The organism is Herbiconiux daphne, from assembly GCF_024979295.1.
In the GTDB taxonomy this organism is placed as follows: domain Bacteria; phylum Actinomycetota; class Actinomycetes; order Actinomycetales; family Microbacteriaceae; genus Herbiconiux; species Herbiconiux daphnes.
On the sequence record NZ_JANLCJ010000017.1, the window covers coordinates 1 to 18,423 of the forward strand.

The 18,423-nt window shown below is 70.6% G+C and carries 20 protein-coding genes and 1 tRNA gene; 11 read left to right on the plus strand and 10 right to left on the minus strand.

Annotated elements, in window-relative coordinates; translation table 11 throughout:
* On the plus strand, nucleotides 1-546 hold a 546-nt coding region (locus tag N1032_RS21620; protein ID WP_259542224.1), incomplete at its 5' end, for an anti-sigma factor domain-containing protein.
* Between the two features lie 30 nt (nucleotides 547-576).
* Here N1032_RS21620 and N1032_RS21625 read toward each other — a convergent pair.
* Nucleotides 577-1,860, minus strand: a complete 1,284-nt coding sequence (locus tag N1032_RS21625; protein ID WP_259542243.1) for an MFS transporter — start codon at nucleotides 1,858-1,860, stop codon at nucleotides 577-579.
* 130 nt (nucleotides 1,861-1,990) lie between these two features.
* Here N1032_RS21625 and N1032_RS21630 point away from each other — a divergent pair, with 130 nt between their 5' ends.
* Nucleotides 1,991-2,722 carry a GntR family transcriptional regulator gene (locus N1032_RS21630; protein ID WP_259542225.1) on the plus strand — a complete coding sequence of 244 codons (732 nt, stop codon included), beginning with the start codon at nucleotides 1,991-1,993 and terminating at the stop codon, nucleotides 2,720-2,722.
* A gap of 46 nt (nucleotides 2,723-2,768) precedes the next feature.
* Here the strand turns inward: N1032_RS21630 and N1032_RS21635 are convergent, their stop codons facing one another.
* Nucleotides 2,769-3,527, minus strand: a complete 759-nt coding sequence (locus N1032_RS21635) for an alpha/beta fold hydrolase (protein ID WP_259542226.1) — start codon at nucleotides 3,525-3,527, stop codon at nucleotides 2,769-2,771.
* 117 nt (nucleotides 3,528-3,644) lie between these two features.
* Between N1032_RS21635 and N1032_RS21640 the strand changes: the two genes are divergently transcribed.
* The 4 genes from N1032_RS21640 to N1032_RS21655 all read left to right on the plus strand — a co-directional run bounded on the left by N1032_RS21640 (nucleotide 3,645) and on the right by N1032_RS21655 (nucleotide 6,053).
* Nucleotides 3,645-4,019, plus strand: coding sequence for a YchJ family protein (locus tag N1032_RS21640; RefSeq protein ID WP_259542251.1), 375 nt, complete (start codon nucleotides 3,645-3,647; stop codon nucleotides 4,017-4,019).
* A complete protein-coding gene (locus N1032_RS21645) occupies nucleotides 4,003-5,337 on the plus strand; it encodes a lipase family protein (RefSeq protein WP_259542227.1) in 1,335 nt (444 codons plus the stop codon). The genes N1032_RS21640 and N1032_RS21645 overlap by 17 nt, the downstream gene beginning before the upstream one ends.
* 87 nt (nucleotides 5,338-5,424) lie before the next feature.
* The gene (locus N1032_RS21650; RefSeq protein WP_259542228.1) at nucleotides 5,425-5,637 is read left to right on the plus strand and encodes a hypothetical protein; all 213 of its coding nucleotides are present in this window, start codon (nucleotides 5,425-5,427) and stop codon (nucleotides 5,635-5,637) included.
* A 68-nt stretch (nucleotides 5,638-5,705) separates the two neighbouring features.
* A complete protein-coding gene (locus N1032_RS21655; RefSeq protein WP_259542229.1) occupies nucleotides 5,706-6,053 on the plus strand; it encodes a hypothetical protein in 348 nt (115 codons plus the stop codon).
* Between the two features lie 85 nt (nucleotides 6,054-6,138).
* On the opposite strand, the gene N1032_RS21660 is transcribed toward N1032_RS21655, so the two are convergent.
* Nucleotides 6,139-6,212, minus strand: a tRNA-Arg gene (locus tag N1032_RS21660).
* Between the two features lie 132 nt (nucleotides 6,213-6,344).
* Here N1032_RS21660 and N1032_RS21665 point away from each other — a divergent pair.
* On the plus strand, nucleotides 6,345-9,491 hold the full coding sequence (locus tag N1032_RS21665; protein ID WP_259542230.1) for a DEAD/DEAH box helicase: 3,147 nt from the start codon (nucleotides 6,345-6,347) through the stop codon (nucleotides 9,489-9,491).
* A 79-nt stretch (nucleotides 9,492-9,570) separates the two neighbouring features.
* Here the strand turns inward: N1032_RS21665 and N1032_RS21670 are convergent, their stop codons facing one another.
* The 3 genes from N1032_RS21670 to ald form a co-directional block, all read right to left on the minus strand.
* The gene (locus N1032_RS21670; RefSeq protein WP_259542231.1) at nucleotides 9,571-10,116 is read right to left on the minus strand and encodes a flavin reductase family protein; all 546 of its coding nucleotides are present in this window, start codon (nucleotides 10,114-10,116) and stop codon (nucleotides 9,571-9,573) included.
* A complete protein-coding gene (locus N1032_RS21675; RefSeq protein WP_259542232.1) occupies nucleotides 10,113-10,637 on the minus strand; it encodes an NADPH-dependent FMN reductase in 525 nt (174 codons plus the stop codon). The genes N1032_RS21670 and N1032_RS21675 overlap by 4 nt, the downstream gene beginning before the upstream one ends.
* Before the next feature lie 281 nt (nucleotides 10,638-10,918).
* Nucleotides 10,919-12,049, minus strand: a complete 1,131-nt coding sequence (gene ald, locus N1032_RS21680; RefSeq protein ID WP_259542233.1) for an alanine dehydrogenase — start codon at nucleotides 12,047-12,049, stop codon at nucleotides 10,919-10,921.
* 142 nt (nucleotides 12,050-12,191) lie between these two features.
* Here ald and N1032_RS21685 point away from each other — a divergent pair, with 142 nt between their 5' ends.
* Both N1032_RS21685 and N1032_RS21690 read left to right on the plus strand, forming a co-directional pair.
* Entirely contained in the window at nucleotides 12,192-12,707 is a 516-nt protein-coding gene (locus tag N1032_RS21685; RefSeq protein WP_259542234.1) for an Lrp/AsnC family transcriptional regulator, read from the plus strand.
* Nucleotides 12,704-13,234, plus strand: a complete 531-nt coding sequence (locus N1032_RS21690) for a gluconokinase (RefSeq protein ID WP_259542235.1) — start codon at nucleotides 12,704-12,706, stop codon at nucleotides 13,232-13,234. The genes N1032_RS21685 and N1032_RS21690 overlap by 4 nt, the downstream gene beginning before the upstream one ends.
* Here the strand turns inward: N1032_RS21690 and N1032_RS21695 are convergent.
* From N1032_RS21695 to N1032_RS21710, 4 genes are read right to left on the minus strand one after another with little or no spacing between them, the layout of a single operon-like run.
* Complete coding sequence (locus tag N1032_RS21695) at nucleotides 13,231-13,755, minus strand: nucleoside deaminase (protein WP_259542236.1); 525 nt, start codon at nucleotides 13,753-13,755, stop codon at nucleotides 13,231-13,233. The two genes, N1032_RS21690 and N1032_RS21695, sit on opposite strands and share 4 nt — an antisense overlap.
* Before the next feature lie 35 nt (nucleotides 13,756-13,790).
* The gene (locus tag N1032_RS21700) at nucleotides 13,791-14,369 is read right to left on the minus strand and encodes a TetR/AcrR family transcriptional regulator (protein WP_259542237.1); all 579 of its coding nucleotides are present in this window, start codon (nucleotides 14,367-14,369) and stop codon (nucleotides 13,791-13,793) included.
* A 13-nt stretch (nucleotides 14,370-14,382) separates the two neighbouring features.
* On the minus strand, nucleotides 14,383-14,859 hold the full coding sequence (locus N1032_RS21705) for a carboxymuconolactone decarboxylase family protein (RefSeq protein ID WP_259542238.1): 477 nt from the start codon (nucleotides 14,857-14,859) through the stop codon (nucleotides 14,383-14,385).
* Nucleotides 14,856-15,275 carry a thioredoxin family protein gene (locus N1032_RS21710; RefSeq protein WP_259542240.1) on the minus strand — a complete coding sequence of 140 codons (420 nt, stop codon included), beginning with the start codon at nucleotides 15,273-15,275 and terminating at the stop codon, nucleotides 14,856-14,858. The genes N1032_RS21705 and N1032_RS21710 overlap by 4 nt, the downstream gene beginning before the upstream one ends.
* A gap of 226 nt (nucleotides 15,276-15,501) precedes the next feature.
* On the opposite strand from N1032_RS21710, the gene N1032_RS21715 reads away from it, so the two are divergent.
* Nucleotides 15,502-16,380 carry an alpha/beta fold hydrolase gene (locus N1032_RS21715; protein ID WP_259542241.1) on the plus strand — a complete coding sequence of 293 codons (879 nt, stop codon included), beginning with the start codon at nucleotides 15,502-15,504 and terminating at the stop codon, nucleotides 16,378-16,380.
* 95 nt (nucleotides 16,381-16,475) lie between these two features.
* A complete protein-coding gene (locus N1032_RS21720) occupies nucleotides 16,476-17,123 on the plus strand; it encodes a class I SAM-dependent methyltransferase (protein ID WP_259542242.1) in 648 nt (215 codons plus the stop codon).
* The last annotated feature ends 1,300 nt before the right edge of the window (nucleotides 17,124-18,423 follow it).

An 18,423-nucleotide genomic window follows, 5' to 3' on the forward strand; every position in this document is an offset into this window, starting at 1 on the left:
GCGCGTGCGCCGTCCCCCGCGCAGACCGCTCCCCCGAGTCGCTCCCGCGGCGCCGGTCGCGGTCCGCGCCGCGCGGCGGCCCCGGCCGCACGGCGCGCCCGCTTCTGGGTTCCCCTCGTCGCGGCGGCCGCGGTCGTGGGCCTGGTCGGCGGCATCGGCGTGGGTCTCTGGTGGCAGGGCAGCGCCGGTGATCAGGCCGCGGGCCGGGTCATCGCGCGGGCCGAACTCGACCCGTTCCCCGACTGGCCGGGCGCCCGCGGGGCCGCCGTGGTCGAGCAGCTGCCCGACGGAAGCCGCGAGGTCGTGGTCGACGTCGACGCCGCGGCGGCCGACGACGCACCGTTGCGCGAGGTGTGGCTGATCGCCGCAGATGCCTCGGGCCTCGTCAGCATCGGATTCATGGACGGCACCTCGGGCCGGTTCATCATTCCGGCCGGCATCGATCTCGCCGCCTATCCGCTCGTCGACGTGTCGGCCGAGAGCGACGACGGCGACCCCGGGCACTCGGGCGACTCGATCCTGCGCGGGGAGCTGCGCACGTCGTGACCGCCGCCGCGGCATCCGGTCGCCGAAGGGTCAGAGGCGGTCTTGCTCGGCGGACACCCGGGGGATGAGCGGCACTGCCGCCGCCGGGAAGAGCGCCACCAGCCCGAACGCGAGCGGAAAGCCCACGAGTCCGATCAGCGCGCCCACGCCCGGACCGACCACCGAGGCGGCGAGGAACTGCGCGGTGTTCTGGGCGCCGAGCGCGCGACCCGCCCAGGCAGAGCCTGCCACCTCGGCGACCGACGTGAAGGCGAGGCCGTTGTCGGCGACCGAGATCGTGGTCGCGATGACGAACACCACGGCCGCCGCTCCCCAGTGGGCGGCGTCGAGTGCGGCGAGCACGAGCATCGCGACCGATGCCGCGACCGCCACCCACGCCAGGGGCCGCACGCGACTGCCGACCCGGTCGCTGAGCACGCCGACGGCGATGCGGCCGATCGCTCCGACGAACTGCGAAACGCCCACCAGGATGCCGGCGCTCAGCGCGTCGAGCCCGACCTCGGTGATGAGCCACACCAGCCCGAAGGTCGACAACGTGAACTGCGGCACGACCAGCAGCACCGACACCGCGTGGATGCGCCAGAGGAAGCCGTTCGCGCGGTAGGGGTTGGCGGCGCGGGCGCTCTGGCCGGCCGCGGGCGAGCCGGCCGCGGGCGAGCCGGCCGCGGGAGGGCCTTCGGATGCGGGCGAGGCGACGGATGCGCGGGGCGGGTTCACGACGCCGATCGCGCAGGCCACGGCGAACACGGCCGTGAGCACGAACGGCACGGCGATGGCGGCGCCGACCCCGGCGCTCGCCGCGATGCCCGGCACGAGCAGGGCCGCGATCGTCACGCCCAGGGGCTGCGCCATCTGGCGCACGCCCATGGCCAGGCCGCGGCGGTCTTTCGGGAACCAGCCCACCACCACCCGCCCACTGGCCGCGTTCGCGCTGGCCGAGGCCGCACCGCCGAGAAAGAAGAACAGGCCCAGCGCGACGTAGCCCTGCGCCTGGATCGCCCCGACGGCCGCGAGCGCGGTGAGCGCGAGGCCGCCGGCGATGACCCATTTCTCGCCGATGCGGTCGGCGAGCGCGCCCCAGGCGATGAGGGTGAGCACCATGCCGATCGTGGGGGTGGAGGCGAGCAGGCCCGCCTCGGCGAGGGTGAGACCCCGTTCGGAGTGCAGCAGGGGAATGAGGAAGGCCGGCGCGCTCACGAACACCGTGCCGGAGATCTGGGCGCCGAGGCCGAGGGCGAGCACGGTCCACGCGCGGCCCGCTCGCGGGAACGGAGCCCGGGGGGCTCGGGGTGGCCTGCGGGGGCGGGGACGGATGCCGGAAGCTCCTGTCACGATCACCCTCCTCGTCACGCGCCGATTGGCGCTAGAGTCACGGTACACCGTTTTGGTATACCAAGCTTCTGGCACACTAGCTCGATCGCCGTTGAACCGAGGAGGAACACCGATGCCGCCCACCGAGCCGCAGTCCGGGTCAGGGTCCGGGTCCGGGTCCGGGTCAGGGTCCGGGTCGGGGTCCGGGTCGCAGACCGTGCAGCTGTTCGAGCGCCTGCGCGGTGCCGTGCTGAATCTCGAGCTGCTGCCCGGTGAGCGCCTGACGGAGCGCGGCCTCGAGACCGCTTACGCGGCATCCAGAACCCCGGTGCGTGCCGCGCTCATGCGGCTCGAGAGCGAGGGCCTCGCGCAGCGCGACGGCCGCGGGTGGATCGTGGCGCCGATCGACATCGACGAGATCCAGGCGCTCGCCGAGTTGCGCGAAGCGGTCGAGACGGCGGCGGTGCGACTGGCGGGCACGCGGGCGACGGCCGCCGACATCGACGCCCTGATCGAGCTGCTCGACACCGCGAGGCCCGCCGGCGACGAGGAGCAGGGGGTGCGAGCGGGTGAGGACTTCCACGTCGAACTCGCGGCCCTCTCGGGCAACCGCCCGATGACCGACGCGGTGAGGGGCGCGATGGTGCGGCTCGCCCGCACCCGCTGGCTCGAGGTGCGCACCCCCGAGTCGCGCGAGCACGCCTGGGCCGAGCACCGGGCCGTGGTCGACGCTCTGCGCGCCGGCGATGCCGAGCAGGCGGCGCAGCTGTTGGGCGACCACATCCGTTCGACGAACGAGCGACTGGTCGGGTTTCTGGCCGGCGAGCGGCGACGGCTGCGCGCGCACGGGCTGTCGATCGTCTGACAGACAGACGGGTCGCCGCCTGAGCGCAGGCGGCCCCGACCGAGCGTCAGCGCGGCTGCCGGTCGAGGAACTCCACCACGGCGGTCTTGAACACGCGCGACGTGATGGCGTCGAGGTGGTTTCGCCCGGGCAGGGGCACGAACTCGGCGTGGGGCACGGCGGCGGCGAGCGCCTCGGAGTCGGCCGCGAGGTCGTCGTCGGTGCCGGCCACGATGAGCGTCGGCTGCCCGGGCATCGGCGCGAGCGGGCGGAACGCGCGTCGGCGGGCGGCCTCGGCCAGCCGCAGCAGCGCCCGCGGATCGTTGCCGGGCATCGCGGTCATCATCGCCAGGTAACGTGCGGTCGCGGCATCCTCGGTCTCGATCGCCCGCTCGACGGCGGCGCGGGCCTGCGCGACGTCGTAGCCCGCGAACGAGCCCGCCACCGGCAGCCCGCCGACCACGAGCGAGCGAACGCGAGCGGGGTGCGCGACCGCCAGCTCCCAGGCGAGTCGCGCGCCGAGCGAGTAGCCCAGCACGTGCGCGCTCGGCACCGCGAGCGCGTCGAGCACCGCGAGCAGGTCGGCCTGAAGCCGGCCCGGCCCATAGGCGGCGATGGAGCGCGGGCGGTCGCTCTCGCCGTGGCCGCGCAGGTCGACGGCGACGCCGTGATAACCGGCGTCGGTCAGCGGGCGCGCCCAGCCGGCCCGCAGCCAGTTGCCGTCGCGGTTCGACGCGAATCCGTGCACGAGCAGCACGGGCACAGCGGATGCGTCGCCGAACGTCTCGAACGCGATGCGCACCCCACCCGAGTCGACGTAAGCCACGAGAGAAGCCTAGGGCGGCATAATTGCCCTGTGTCCACGACCCCGCACCGAGCTGCGCCGGATGCGCCCGGGCCCACCACCTGGCGGCCGGTCGCCGACAGCGAGCGCTGCCCGTGCCTGAGCGGTGCGGTCTACGGCGAGTGCTGTGCCCCCTACCACCGGGGCCAGGCAGACGCACCGACCGCCGAGCGGCTCATGCGGTCGCGCTACTCGGCGTTCGTGGTGGGCGACGCCGACTACCTGCTCCGCACGTGGCATCCGTCGACCCGGCCGGCGTCGCTCGAACTCGATCCGGCGGTGCGATGGTTCCGGCTCGACGTGCTCGACCGCCGCGGCGGCGGACTGCTCGACGACGAGGGCGAGGTGGAGTTCGCCGCGCACTACCGGATGCCGCCGCCCACGGCCGGCGCCAAGGCGACCGCCTCGCACCAGCACGAACGCAGCCGCTTCGCGCGCGCCGACGGGCGGTGGCGCTATGTCGACGCCGTCTGACGGGGCGCCGGACGCGCCGGATGACGCCGGGCGCCCGGCCTCGTCGCAGCCGGAGGCGCCCCGCCCGCAGGTGCCCCAGCCGGTCGGGCCCCGGCCGCCGCACCGCGCCCGCCGCATCGTCGCGCGAACGGTGACCGTCGTCGCGCTCGTCGCCGCCGTGGTGATCGGCCTGATCATCGCCTCGGGCTACTGGAACGCCGAGACGCGCCTGGCCGAAGGCGCCGTCGAGGAGGCCACCGAGGCGCCGTTCTACGCCCTGCCGAGCCCCGTGCCGAGCGGTGAGCCCGGCACCATCCTGCGCTCGGAGAAGATAGCGAGCGCCCCCGAGGGCGCGCTGGCCTGGCGCATCCTCTACCACTCGACCGACGTGCTGGGCGACGACATCGTCGTGTCGGGAGTCGTCGTCGCGCCCGACTCGCCGGCTCCGGCCGGCGGGCGGCCGATCGTGTCGTGGGGGCATCCCACCACCGGCGCGACCGAACGCTGCGCGCCCTCGGTGGGCATCGACCCCTTCGACCTGATCGAGGGCCTCGACGACCTGCTGCGCGCCGGCTACGTGGTCGCCGCCACCGATTACTCCGGTCTCGGGGTCGACGGCCCCGACTCCTACCTGATCGGCACCACCGAGGGCAACAACGTGCTCGACGCCGCCCGCGCTGCCCGCGCCCTCGAGGGAACCGGCGCGAGCGACCGGCTGGTGCTGTGGGGCCACTCGCAGGGCGGGCAGGCCGTGCTGTTCGCAGGCCAGTCCGCGGCGCAATACGCTCCCGACCTCGACCTGCGGGGCGTCGCCGTCGCCGCACCGGCCACCGATCTCGCCGCCCTGCTCAAGGCCGACATCGGCGACGTGTCGGGCGTCACCATCGGCTCCTACGCCTTCACCGCCTTCGCCTCGGTCTACGGCCCGAGCACTCCGGGCGCGACCCTCGACAGCATCCTCACGCCCGAGGCCGCCGCGCAGGTCGACCGGATGTCGCAGCTGTGCCTGCTCGGGCAGAACTCCGAGCTGCACACCATCGGCGACCCGCTCATCGGCCACTTCCTGGCGGCCGACCCGGGCACGACCGAACCATGGGCGACCCTGCTCGCCGAGAACAGCCCCGGCGGCACACGCCTGCCCGTGCCGCTGTTCGTCGCGCAGGGAGACATCGACGAGCTCGTGCGCCCCGAGATCACGGCGGCCTTCGTGGCCTCGCAACGGCAACTCGGCACCGTGGTGACCGCCGAGACGGTCGAGAACACCGGTCACGGGCTCGTGGCCACCCGCGCCCTGCCGCGCCTGCTCGACTGGCTCGGCACCATCGACGTCTCGGGCTGACCCGGGGTTGCGCTCGCGCGAAACAAGCGCACGATTGAACCAGCGACGCCGCGCCGAACGGGCCGGCCGCCCGGAGTGGAGAGCCAGATGACCGAAGAACGCGACCTCGATCCCAACCTCGACGAGTTCGAATACGGGGAATCGGCCGACGAGCACGCCGACAACCCGCATCCGGATGCCGACGGCGACGTCACGAGGCCGGGCGCGTCGGTGCCCGAGGCCGACTCCACCGAGGGCGGCACCGTCGACCCCGACGCCGACGCCGACCCGGCGAGCCCGATCGACCCCGACGCCGACTGACCGGGGCACACCGACTGGTGCCGAACCGGCGCCGATCGACTGGTGCCGACCACCACGACAGGAGAAGCATGTCCGAGAAACTGAACAAGGCCGCGGTCGCCCACGCGAAGCAGCTGATCGAGTCGGGTGACGTCGTGCACGACGAGCACTCCGACTGGGGAAAGGCGGCGCCCACCGCCGCCGACGAGAACGCCTTCATCGAGAAGCACGGCTACGCCGAATACGGCAAGTGGCACCTGGGCATCGACTCGGAGAAATCCGAGGACACCAAGGGCCGCTACAGCTTTCCCTACGGGGATTTCTCGAAGGTGCGCCGCGGCGGCGTGATCTCGGCCGAGAGCCGCGCCGCGCAGAACGACCACGACGACATCGCCAAGGCGGCCAAGAACCTCCTCGACCTCATCGACGGCGACTGAGCCGCCCGCCGACCCCGCGCGTGACCCGACCCCCGGGAACGAGAAATCCCCTGCCTCTCGAGTGAGATGACGGGGGATCTGCCGGTGCGCCCTAAGGGATTCGAACCCCTGGCCTTCTGATCCGTAGTCAGACGCTCTATCCAGCTGAGCTAAGGGCGCATCATGCGGACATATTCTCCGCACGAACATCAGAGCCTAGCATGCCGGCAAACAAGGTCAAAGTCGGCGGCGGCGACGCTGCGAGTCACGCCCGCCGGCACCGGTGACGGTCGCTGGTGAGAGCATGGGAGCATGCGCTCCGACCCCTCCCCCGCCTCCCCGGGGCCCGCCTCGCCGGGGCGCAGCTGGCAGTCGGTCGTCGGGGAGCTCGCGGCCCCGAACCCGCACACGACTGCGCCCGGCGCCGAGCCCGCCACCGCGATGGGCCTGCAGTTCGAGGTGCGCGAGCTCTCCCCCCGCACGCACGACCGCTGGCGAGGCCCCACCTCGACGACGGCGACGGCGGGCGACGAAACCGACCGCGCGCTCGACCCCGATCGCGCGCCGAGACGCCTCGCCGTGCGCCCCGTGATCCGCTCGGCCTCCGGGTCGTTCGTCAAGGCCAATGTGACCTGGGGCTCGTTCACCCACCAGGTCAACCGCCTCAACCTCGACCACGAGCATCACCGCTGGTTCGCCCAGTTCGCCGCCCTCCACCGCGCGACCCGCGACGGACTCACCGCGCCCGAGACCGACTGGCTTTCGCTCGACGACTTCGCGAGCCCGCTGCTGTGGCAGTTGCTCGCCGAGGCCGAACGGCTCGGCATCGAACTGGTCACGTCGGCGAGGGGCGGGTCGGTGCGGGTCGCCCGCGCGGCATCCGTCACCCTCGACGCCCGACGCGACGCTGGGCCCGACGCCCGCCACGACGGCGACCGGCGCGCCGGCGACCTGCGCGACGGCGACCTGCGGCTCGAGCCGCTCGTCGAGTTCGACGGCAGCCCCCACCCGCACCCCGCCCTCGACGCCGGCGCGACCGGCGACCACGGCCTCTACGCCTACACGCTCCCCCGGCCGTCGACAGCGAAGAAGTCGGCAGCGCAAAAGTCGTCGGCGACGCAGCAACCAGCCGGGCAGAAGCCAGCCGCGCACGAACCGACCGCGCAGAAGCTCACGATCGTGCTCGGCCCGGTCGCGCATCCGCTCACCGCCGAACAACGGCGGCTCGTCGGCCGCCCACCGATCGTCGTGCCGGCCGCCGACACCGCGCAATTCTTCGACGAGTACTACCCCTCCCTGCAGCAGGGCATCGACGTGACGAGCACGGATGCCTCGGTCGACCTGCCCGCGGTGGAGCCACCGCTGCTCGTGCTCACGGCGCGATTCCGGGCCGACGACGTGCTGCAACTCGACTGGGACTGGGTCGGCCACCGCGACGAGGCCGCCGAGCGCGGCATCCTGCAGCGCACCGCGATCGAACTCGACGCGGTGCTCACCCGGTTTCCGCCCACTATCGACCTGCTGCAGCCGATGTCGATCCTGCGCGGAATCGACGCCGCGGCCTTCGCCGACAAGGCGATCCCCCTGCTCGAGTCGCTCGAGGGAGTGCGCGTCGACATCATCGGGCCCCGCCCGGTCTACCGCGAGCTCACCGGCCACCCCGACATCACCATCACGGCCGTCGAGACCCTGAAACGCGACTGGTTCGACCTCGGCTTCGTCGTGAACATGAACGGCTACCGCATTCCGTTCGGCCCGCTGTTCACCGCACTGGCCAAGGGCCAGACGAGGCTGCTCATGGTCGACAAGACCTATCTGCGGCTCGACCACCCGGCGTTCGACCGCCTGCGCGAGCTGCTCGACGAGGCCCAGTCGCTCGACGAGTGGCAGACCGGCATCCGCATCAGCCGCCACCAGGTGAGCCTGTTCGCCGACTTCGAAGACCTGGCCGACGAGTCGATCGAGGCCGACGAGTGGCGCCAGGCCGTGGCCGCCCTGCGCGACGTCGAGTCGATCGAGCCCACGCCGCTGCCGCCCGGCATCGAGGCCGACCTCCGCCCCTATCAGAAGGCAGGCTTCGACTGGCTGGCCTTTCTCTGGCGCCACCGTCTCGGCGGCATCCTCGCCGACGACATGGGCCTCGGCAAGACCCTGCAGACCCTCGCCCTGATCGCCCACGCGCGCACGCCCGCCGCCGCCGCGCCCCAGGCTCCGGATGCCGCCGCCCCCTTCCTCGTCGTCGCCCCCACCTCACTCGTGCAGAACTGGGCCGAGGAGGCCGCGCGTTTCGCCCCCGGCCTCACCGTGCGCACGGTCACGGCCACCCAGGCGAAGAGTCGCGTGCCGCTCGCCGACGCCGCGGCGGGAGCCGACGTCGTCGTCACGAGCTACGCGCTCTTCCGCCTCGATTTCGACGCCTATCAAGCCATCCGCTGGGCGGGACTCGTGCTCGACGAGGCCCAGTTCGTGAAGAACCACACGTCGAAGCTGCACGCCGCCGCCCGCGATCTCGACGTCGACTTCACCCTGGCCATCACCGGCACGCCGCTCGAGAACAACCTGATGGAGCTCTGGTCGCTGTTCGACCTGGTGGCTCCCGGGCTCTTTCCCTCAGCGGTGCGCTTCGCCGAGCACTACCAGCGGCCGATCGAGCGGGGCATCGACCCGCGCCTGCTCACCAGGCTGCGGCGGCGCATCCGGCCGTTCCTGCTGCGGCGCACGAAAGACGCCGTCGCCCCCGAACTGCCGGCGAAGCAGGAACAGGTGCTGCACGTCGAGCTCGCCCCGGCGCACCGCCACCTCTACGACACCGTGCTGCAGCGCGAGCGGCAGAAGCTCTTCGGCCTCATCGACGACCTCGACCGAAACCGGTTCATCGTGTTCCGCTCCCTGACCCTGCTGCGCCTGCTGAGTCTCGACGCCACGCTCATCGACGACGAGCACGCGGGCATCCCGTCGTCGAAGCTCGACGTGCTGGTCGATCAGCTCGGCGAGGTCGTGGCCGAGGGGCACCGCTCGCTGGTGTTCAGCCAGTTCACGTCGTACCTCGCCAAGGTCGCCGCACGGCTCGACGCCGAGGGCATCGCCTACGAATACCTCGACGGGTCGACCCGCAAGCGCCCCGAGGTGATCGGGCGGTTCCGCGACGGCGAAGCGCCCGTTTTTCTGATCAGCCTCAAGGCCGGCGGGTTCGGCCTCACCCTCACCGAGGCCGACTACGTCTACCTGCTCGACCCGTGGTGGAATCCGGCGAGCGAGACCCAGGCCATCGACCGCACCCATCGCATCGGCCAGCGGCTTCCGGTGAACGTCTACCGTCTGGTGTCGACCGACACCATCGAAGAGAAGGTGATGGCGCTGAAAGACCAGAAGGCGAAGCTGTTCGACGCCGTGCTCGACGACGACGAGCTGTTCAGCCGGGCGCTGACGGCCGACGACATCCGGTCGCTTTTGGCCTGAGCCGAGCTGGCCTGAGGCGGGCTGGCCTGAGGCGAGCTGGGCTGTGGCGGGCTGGCCTGTGGCGGGCTGGGCGCCGCCGTCAGCCCGCGAGCGAGTCGGGCTCGCGCAGGTGCCGGTACTGCCCCTTGAAGTAGAGCAGCGGCTCGTGCTTGTGCCACTCGGCGGGGCTCATGCCGAGCACCCGCCCGATCACGATCGAGTGGTCGCCGGCCTCGTGCTCGGCCCAGATCTCGCAGTCGAGCCACATCAGGGTGTCGGCGATCACGGGGTTGCCGTGCAGGCTCGACGTCCAGTCGATGCCGGCCCACTTGTCGGTGCCCTTGCGCGCGAACTGGTTCGACACGGTGTGCTGGTGGTGCGAGAGCACGTTCACCGAGAAGCGGCCGGTCGACCGGATGCGCGGGTACGTCGTGGAATTCGTCATCACGCTGAACGACACCAGCGGTGGCTCCGTCGAGACCGAGTAGAACGACTGGCAGGTGAAGCCGACCGGGTCGTCGCCGTCCAGCCCGCCGATGATGGTGATGCCGGAGGCGTAGTGGCCGAGGGTGTCGCGGAAGACCCGCGCATCGAAGGCCGGCTCGAATGCCCCGGAGTCCGCCCCGAATGCCTCTGTCCCGGTCACGAGCGCACGCTCCCGGCGACGGTCGCCAGGCGGGCGAGGTTGGCGGCGTATTCGGCGGCGGCGGCCTCGACCAGCTCGTCGAGGCGATCCATCTGGCCGGCCACGAAATAGAACCCGCGGCCGGGAACGATCGCGCCCAGCTCGGCGAGCAGCGGCGCCAGGGTGACCGTCGGCCCCATCGCATGGGTGAGGTCACCGCCCGTGTGCACCGGGATCGCCGTCACCCCGGCCAGACCGTTGGCCGGATAGCGATCGAGGAACGCCTTGAGCAACCCGGTGTAGGTGGCCTTGTAGGTCGGCGAGGCGAACACCGCCAGATCACTGCCCGCGACCCGCGCGTTGAGCGCGGCCAGCTCGTCAGAGGGCCACGCGAAGATCTCGGCCGTGTGGTCGGCCAGATCGATGACCTCGAGGTCGTAGCTCCCCGGCTCGAGCAGCTTCTGCACGAGCGTCTCGGCCACGATGCGGGTGCGCGAGCGGGGTTTCGGATTGCCGACCACGATCGTCACGGTGATTGCCATGCGTCTCACTCCATACCGATTGACAGGACATGAGGATGCCGCTTCTCCCGCCTCGCGGCAGAACCGACTCCCTCACACACCACCGAGATCTTGTGGCCCGGTGGCCCCGCAACGGCTCACGTTGCCCTGCCAGTATCGCGTGACGGTGTTCGCGGGCGCTTCGCCGCGGTAACTTTTCGTCACGACGGCACCCGCGCAGGCCGCGGCAGGGCGCAGCGCCCAGGCGCTACCCGCCCTGGCGCTGCGCTACCCGCCCCGGCGCTGCGCTACCCGCCCTAGCGCTACGCGCCGACGGGCGTCGGCTCGACGAGGGCGGCCACCTCGGTGAAACCGAACCGCGGGAACGCCTCGGCCGTTCCGGCGTGCGTGAGGTGCCCGTCGACCGTCGAAACGGCGGGCACGAGCGCCGCGTTGCGGGCGATCGCGTCGCGCCAGCCGAGATCGGCGAGCTGCACGACATACGGCAGCGTCGCGTTCGTCAGGGCGTAGGTCGACGTCGACGACACCGAGCCCGGCATGTTGGCCACGCAGTAGAAGATCGAGCCCTCGACCACGTAGGTCGGGTCGTCGTGCGTGGTGGGGCGGCTGTCTTCGAAGCATCCGCCCTGGTCGATGGCGATGTCGACGAGCACCGAACCGGGCTTCATGCGCGACACGAGATCGTGCGACACCAGCTTCGGCGCCTTCGCGCCCGGCACCAGCACGGCCCCGATCACGAGGTCGGCCTCGAGCACGCTGCGTTCGATCTCGTAGGCGTTCGAGACGACGGTCTTCGCACGCCCGCCGAACACCTCGTCGATGTGCCGAAGGCGGGGGATGCTCAGGTCGAGCACCGTGACATCCGCTCCCGCCGCGAGCGCCTGGGCGAGCGCGTTCTCGCCCGCCATGCCGGCGCCGATGATGGTGACCTTGGCCGGGCGCACCCCGGGCACACCGCCGAGCAGCACCCCGCGGCCGCCTTGCGAACCCATCAGGTGGTAGCTGCCCACCATCACCGAGAGGCGGCCGGCGACCTCGCTCATCGGGGCGAGCAGCGGCAGCGTTCCGTCGGCGAGCTGCACGGTCTCATAGGCGATCGAGGTGGCCTTCGACGTGAGCAGTGCCTCGACGAGCGGCTCGGCGGCGGCGAGGTGCAGGTAGGTGAATATGAGCTGGCCCTCGCGCATGCGCGTGTATTCGGGCTCGATCGGTTCTTTGACCTTCACGATCATGTCGGCCGACCAGACGGCGTCGAGGTCGACCACGGATGCCCCGGCCGCTTCGTATTCGGCGTCGCCGATCGCCGCTCCCAGGCCCGCGCCCTGCTGCACGAGCACCGAGTGCCCGTGCTTGACGAGCTCGAAGACGCCCGACGGCGTCATCGCGACTCGGAACTCGTTGTTCTTGATCTCTTTCGGAACACCGATGATCACGGGTGGTCTCCTTCGCTCGGGCATCGTGCTGATTCGGGGGGCTAAGCAAAATTATCGAGGCGATTTGTTCGCCTGTCACTATGCCCGAATATAATTCGGCATCAGAGCAATATCGTCTGCTCTGGTTCGGAGAACACGCCCCATGTCCACGATCGATGAAATCGACGAACGCATCGTCTGGGAACTCTGCCGCGAGGCCCGACTGCCCAACAAAGAACTCGCCGAGCGGGTGGGCATCGCGCCGTCGACCTGCCTCGTGCGCGTGCGCGCCCTGCTCGAGAACGGCACGCTGCGCTCGTTCCACGCCCAGCCCGACTGGGCGTCACTCGGCCTGCCGATCGAGGCCATCGTCGCCGTGCGCCTCAAGGCGCAGGCGCGCGCCGAGATCAAGACCTACGCCCAGCGGGTGATCACCCTGCCCAACGTGCTCAACGTCTTCTTCCTCGGCGGCGCCGACGACTTCCTCATCCACGTGGCGTGCACGTCGACCGGCCAATTGCGCGACTTCGTCGCCACCGAACTGAGCATGGACAACTCGGTCGCCTCCACCCAGACCAACATCGTGTTCGACCACCTCATCGGCGTGGAGCACATGGCCGAGGGGTCGAGCTGGAGCACCGTGCGCGACGCGGTCGCGACCCGTAAGATCCACTCGTGACGAATGCCCCGGCCGACAGCCCCGTCAGCCGCATCGTCGTCATGGGCGTGTCGGGCTCGGGCAAGTCGTTGATCGGCTCCGCCCTCGCCGCCCGCCTCGGTTGGGCGTTCGTCGACGCTGACGACCTGCATCCGGTGGCGAACGTCGCCAAGATGACGGCCGGCACTCCCCTCACCGACGACGACCGCTGGCCCTGGCTCGACATCGTCGCCCAGACCCTCGCGGCATCGGGCACCGGCATGGTGATCGCGTGCTCGGCGTTGCGCCGCGCCTATCGCGATCGCATCCGCACCCAGGCTCCGGATGCCGTCTTCCTCGAGCTCGTGGGCACACCCGAGCTTCTGGCGGCACGTGTCTCCGGGCGCACGGCGCACTTCATGCCGGTCTCGCTCCTGGCCTCGCAGCTGGCCACCCTCGAGTCGCTCGGCGACGACGAGCGGGGCGCGCTCGTCGACATCGACGGCACCCCCGGGGAGGTGCTCGAGCGAGCGATCGCGGCCGTCGCGGCGGTCGGTGAGGCGGGCTAGTCCCAGAACCCCTGGTGCACCTCGGTCGCCTGGGGCAGGTCGACCGGTCCGACGACCTCGACCGGCCGGCCGCCGTGCGAGAGCACCTCACGGCTCGGCAGAGCGAGCGTCGGAACACCCGACTGCTCCGACACCAGTCCACCAAGGGCCCGTTCCGACAGCGCGAACACGACACGGGGGATGCCCGCCCAATAGATGGCGCCCGTGCACATCGCGCACGGTTCGGTGCTCGTGTAGAGCGTGCTCGCGGCGAGTTCGTCGAGTTCGAGTTGCTGGCCCGCGTCGCGAACGAGGTTCGTCTCGGCGTGACCGATGGGGTCGTGCCCCGTGTTGACGGTGTTCATCGCCTCGACGACGGTGCCGGCATCCGTCACCAGAAGCGCGCCGAACGGGTGGTCGCCCCGGTCGCGTGCCGCCTGGGCCAGAGCCACGGCGCGCTCGAGATGCGTGAGATCGTCGGCGGGCAACCGGGAGGGGTCGAGGGGAGCGGCGTCTCGGGAGTCGGGGGTGCTCGCAGTCATCTCACCAGCTTGGCACGAGGGCCGAGCGAGACAGGTCAGTCACCCCAGAGCAGCAGCGTCGAACGCACCACGTCGGCCATCTCGTCGCGCGTGTGGCCACCCCGGGCCTGCACCGACATGCCCATGATGACGGTCGCCACGAACGCCGCCGTCTGAGCCGCCGACATCCCACGAGGCAGCTCGGTCGCGTCGAACTCGCCGAACCGCGCGGTCAGCAACGGGATGATGGCGTCTCGGTTCGACGACATCATGGCCCGGATCGCCGCGTTCTCGGGCCCCGCCGACAGCGCCGCCGTGGTCTCGAGGCATCCCGACGGTGTGCCCGGCGCATTGTGCAGACTCGCCATGCCGGTCAGCAGCCGCTCGGTGATGCGCCGGGGCGACGGCTCGGCGAGCGCCTCGGTTCGAAAGGCGAGAAAGTCGCGGTGATACATCTGCACCGCCCGCTCGAACAGCTTCTCCTTGTTGCCGAACGTGCGGTAGAGGCTCGTCTTGTTGAGGCCCGTCGTCTCGGTGAGCACCGCCATGGTCGTGCCTTCGTAGCCCCACTCCCAGAAGGCGAGCAGAGCGGTGCGCAGGGCATCCGTCTCGTCGAAGGCTCGGGGTCGGCTCATCACACGAACGTTATCACCCGGCAGCCTTGGCCCCGTCGGCGCGCCAGGCGGTGTAGTCGTGCAGCTCACCCTCGGTCGCGGCGGGCAGGCGCATCACGGCGCCGAAGGTCTGGTTGCCGATCAGGATGAAGCAGATCCACGCCACCAGCTCGACGATCTGGTCGTCGGTGAACTCCTCGCGCAACACGTCGAACGCGCTGTCGTCGATGCCGTTCGGGTCGTCGATCACCATCTGCGCGAACGCGACGGCGAGCGACTCGGCCCGGTCGGGGTGCTCGAGCTTCGGTTCTCCGAGCGAGGCGCAGAACTCGCAGCCGATGCCGCTCGCGGTCGAGCGCCGCACCTCTTCTTTGAGGTCGAGGCTGAGGCGCGACGAGAAGCGGATCGTGGCGTCGAGCGCCGCGTTCGCCGCCATGATGTCGGGTGCGCGGCCGAGCGTGCGGTTGAAGATGTTGACGCCGGGCATGTCGGCGGGTTCGACTCGTGTCATCGGAGGTCCTTTCCAGTGGTCGGTGGGGTGGGTGTCGATGGCGATGTGGCGGTCGTCGGTGCGGCTGCAGCGATCTGCGCTGCGGGCAGGTGGCGGTCGATCATGGCCTCGATGGTGGCTCGGCTCGTGACCCCGTTCAGGGAGTCCACGACGGTGCCGTCGAGAAGCAGCACGAGGGCCGGGATGCCCCGCACCCCGAGCTGTTCGACCGTCAGCGGATTCTCATCCGCATCGACACTGTAGACGCGGGCCCGGCCGTCGAGTCCGACCGCGACCTTCTCGACGATCGGCGCGAGCAGCCGGCACGGTGCGCACCGGGTGGCCCAGACGTCCACCAGCACAGCACCGGATGCCGTCTGCGTTGCGAAGGTGGCGTCGGTCGCCACCAGCACTGCGCTCACAGTGGATGCGCTCACTCGGATGCACTCACGTCGGATGCACTCACGTCAGATCTCCTTCGATCGACAGCTCGATTCAGCCGTTGACCGTGACTGTACATCGGATCTGGATCTTTTGGTACCGTTCGGTTACATTGACCTCAGGCGAGATGTCATCCGCCGAACACACCCGAGAACCACCCGAGAACCGAGCACCACCCGAGAACCACGACCGGAACACCAGCACCTGAATGCGAGGGCGACGATGCCTTACCAACTCGACAGCGGTTTCACCCACAACATGATCGACCTCGACGACGTGCGGTTGCACTACGTGAGGGGCGGTTCGGGCCCCACGGTCGTGCTGCTGCACGGCTGGGGATCCACCTGGTACATGTGGCGCCGCGTCATGGCCTCCCTGGCCGAGAACTACACGGTGATCGTGCCCGATCTGCGCGGCATCGGCGACTCCGGCATGCCGCAGAAGCCCCTCACGGGTTACGACAAGGTCACGGTTGCCGGCGACATCCATCAGCTCGTCGAACGCCTCGGGCTCGGACCGGTGCACATCATCGGCCACGACCACGGCGCCGCGGTGGCCTACGCCTACTCGGCGACGTATCGCGACGAGGTGCGCAGTCTGGTGTTCTGCGAGATGGCGCTGATGGGTGTGGCGGGCGACAAGGGCATCGAGTACTTCATGGATCAGCGTGAAGAGCTCCGCCTGTGGCACCTGTCGTTCCACGCCGCGAACCACGTGGCCGAGATGCTCATCCACGGCAAGGAGCGCGAATATCTGCGCTGGTTCTATCGCATGCAGATCGTGAACGTCGACGCCATCGACGACGAGGACATCGACGTCTACGCCCGCAGCTACGCCGGGCCGGGCGGCCTGCGCCTGGAGTACTACCGGGCGTTCTACCAAGACGGCATCGACAACAAGCGGCTCGCGCAGCAGAAGCTGACCATTCCCGTGCTGGCGGTGGGTGGCGCGAACAGCATCCGCGATCTCTGCGTGAGTTCGATGGAGGCGGTGGCCGACGACGTCGAGGGCGTGGTGGTGCCGGAATGCGGGCACTGGCTGCCCGAGGAGCGGCCCGAGGCGTTCCTCGAGAACGTGACGGCGTTCTTGCAGCGGGTCTGAGTCGGGCGAGGGCGGGGCGCGCCCAGGTCGGGCCGCGCCGTGCCGTTTCGGCACGCCGTTTTGCGCCCGCCCGCCGCAACCTCCAGAGTATGAACATGATCGACGAGTCCGACCTCCCCGCCGCCGAATTCTGGGAAGACCTCTACCAGCAGCGCCCCCAGATCTGGAGCGGCCGAGCCAACCAGGCCCTCGTCGACATCGCCGAGAGCCTGCCGCCCCGGCGAGCCCTCGACCTCGGCAGCGGAGAGGGCGGCGACTCGATCTGGCTCGCCGAACACGGCTGGCAGGTCACCGGCATCGACATCTCGGCGACCGCCCTCGTGCGTGCTGCCGAGCATGCGGCCTCGCGGGGCGTGCCGGCCGAGCGCATCACCTGGCTGAAGCGCGATCTGGCCGACTGGCGACCGGATGCCGCCGACTCCTACGACCTCGTCAGCGCCTGCTTCTTGCATTCCCCCGTCGCCTTCCCGCGCGACGAGGTGCTGCGGCGGGCGGCCGAGGCGATCGCGCCCGGCGGATTGCTCCTGGTCGTCGGTCACGCTGCATTCCCGTCCTGGTCCACCACCCCCGCCCACGACCACCCGGCCCTGCCCACCGCCACCGAGGTCGCGGAATCCCTGCAACTCGATCCCACCTCTTGGACGATCGTGATCGCCGAAAACCGATCCCGCGACGCCACTGGCCCCGACGGACAACACGGCACCCTCGATGACGCCGTGCTGCTGGTGCGCCGCGACGTCTGAGCAGGTTCTCCGGTAGGAGGTGGTGCTCCGGCCTGTCAGCGGGTCTGCCGGCCAGTTCGGTCACCGGGCACCGACACGCGTACTCGCGCCGTCCGCTCGGGGCGCGTCCCAGGGTGGTTGCCAACGCAGACGTAGCGCGATGCCACGACCCACGAGTGAGGCGCGTCCCAGCATGGTCAATCACCGCACGGACGGAAACGCGCACACCCACCACCCACACACTGCGCGCCACAGCCTGGTCACCTCTCAGCCCGGTCACCCACAGCCCGGACCGAACGCGGACACCGACCGCGCACACCAGAGTGGTCCATCACGGCGCGGGCGGAACGCACGCACCCCCGCCGACCAGCGACACGCGTCCCAGGGTGGTCCAACAGCACGGACAGACACGCACACCTCCACCACCCACACGCAACCCCCGACCCAGCCCGGTCACCCAGCACAGACAGACGCACACACACCCACCACCCACACGCAATGCCCGACCCAGCCCGGTCACCCCAGCACAGACAGACACGCACACACCCACCACCCACACGCAATGCCCGACCCAGCCCGGTCACCCCAGCACGGACAAACGCGCACACACCCACCACCCACACGCAATGCCCGACCCAGCCCGGTCACCCCAGCACGGACAAACGCGCACACACCCACCACCCACACGCAATGCCCGACCCAGCCCGGTCACCCCAGCACGGACAAACGCGCACACACCCACCACCCACACGCAATGCCCGACCCAGCCCGGTCACCCCAGCACGGACAAACGCGCACACACCCACCACCCACACGCAATGCCCGACCCAGCCCGGTCACCCCAGCACGGACAGAACGCATACACACCGGCCACGAGCAATGCCCGTCCCAGCGCGGTCGGTCAACATCGGCTGGCACACCTGCGTAGGCGGCGACCTACAGCCGGCGTGGTTAGGTGAGCGTGGACTGACACGCACCCCGTCGCCCGCACGCACTGCCCGGTCTGTGATGGGTTGACGGCAGCGGGAGCGTGCGGGTTTCTTCGCGTGGGCGCGCCATGGCGCGGTGGGTGGCGGGGTGGTTTTCAGCGTGAGTGGCGTGCCGCGGTTAGGCGGCGGTGACTTCGGGAGGTGGGGGTTCCGGGGGTGGTGGTTCTGGGGTGGCGACGCCGGTTCGTGTCGGTATGGAGGTGGGAGCAGGGGAGGGTGCGGGCGTGGGCGTTGATGCGGATGCAGGCATCGTCGGGGTGGTGCCGGCGGGTGGGGTGGTTCGGGTGCGCCAGGTGTGGGCGGCGGTGATGGTTTCGGGGGTGAAGACGATT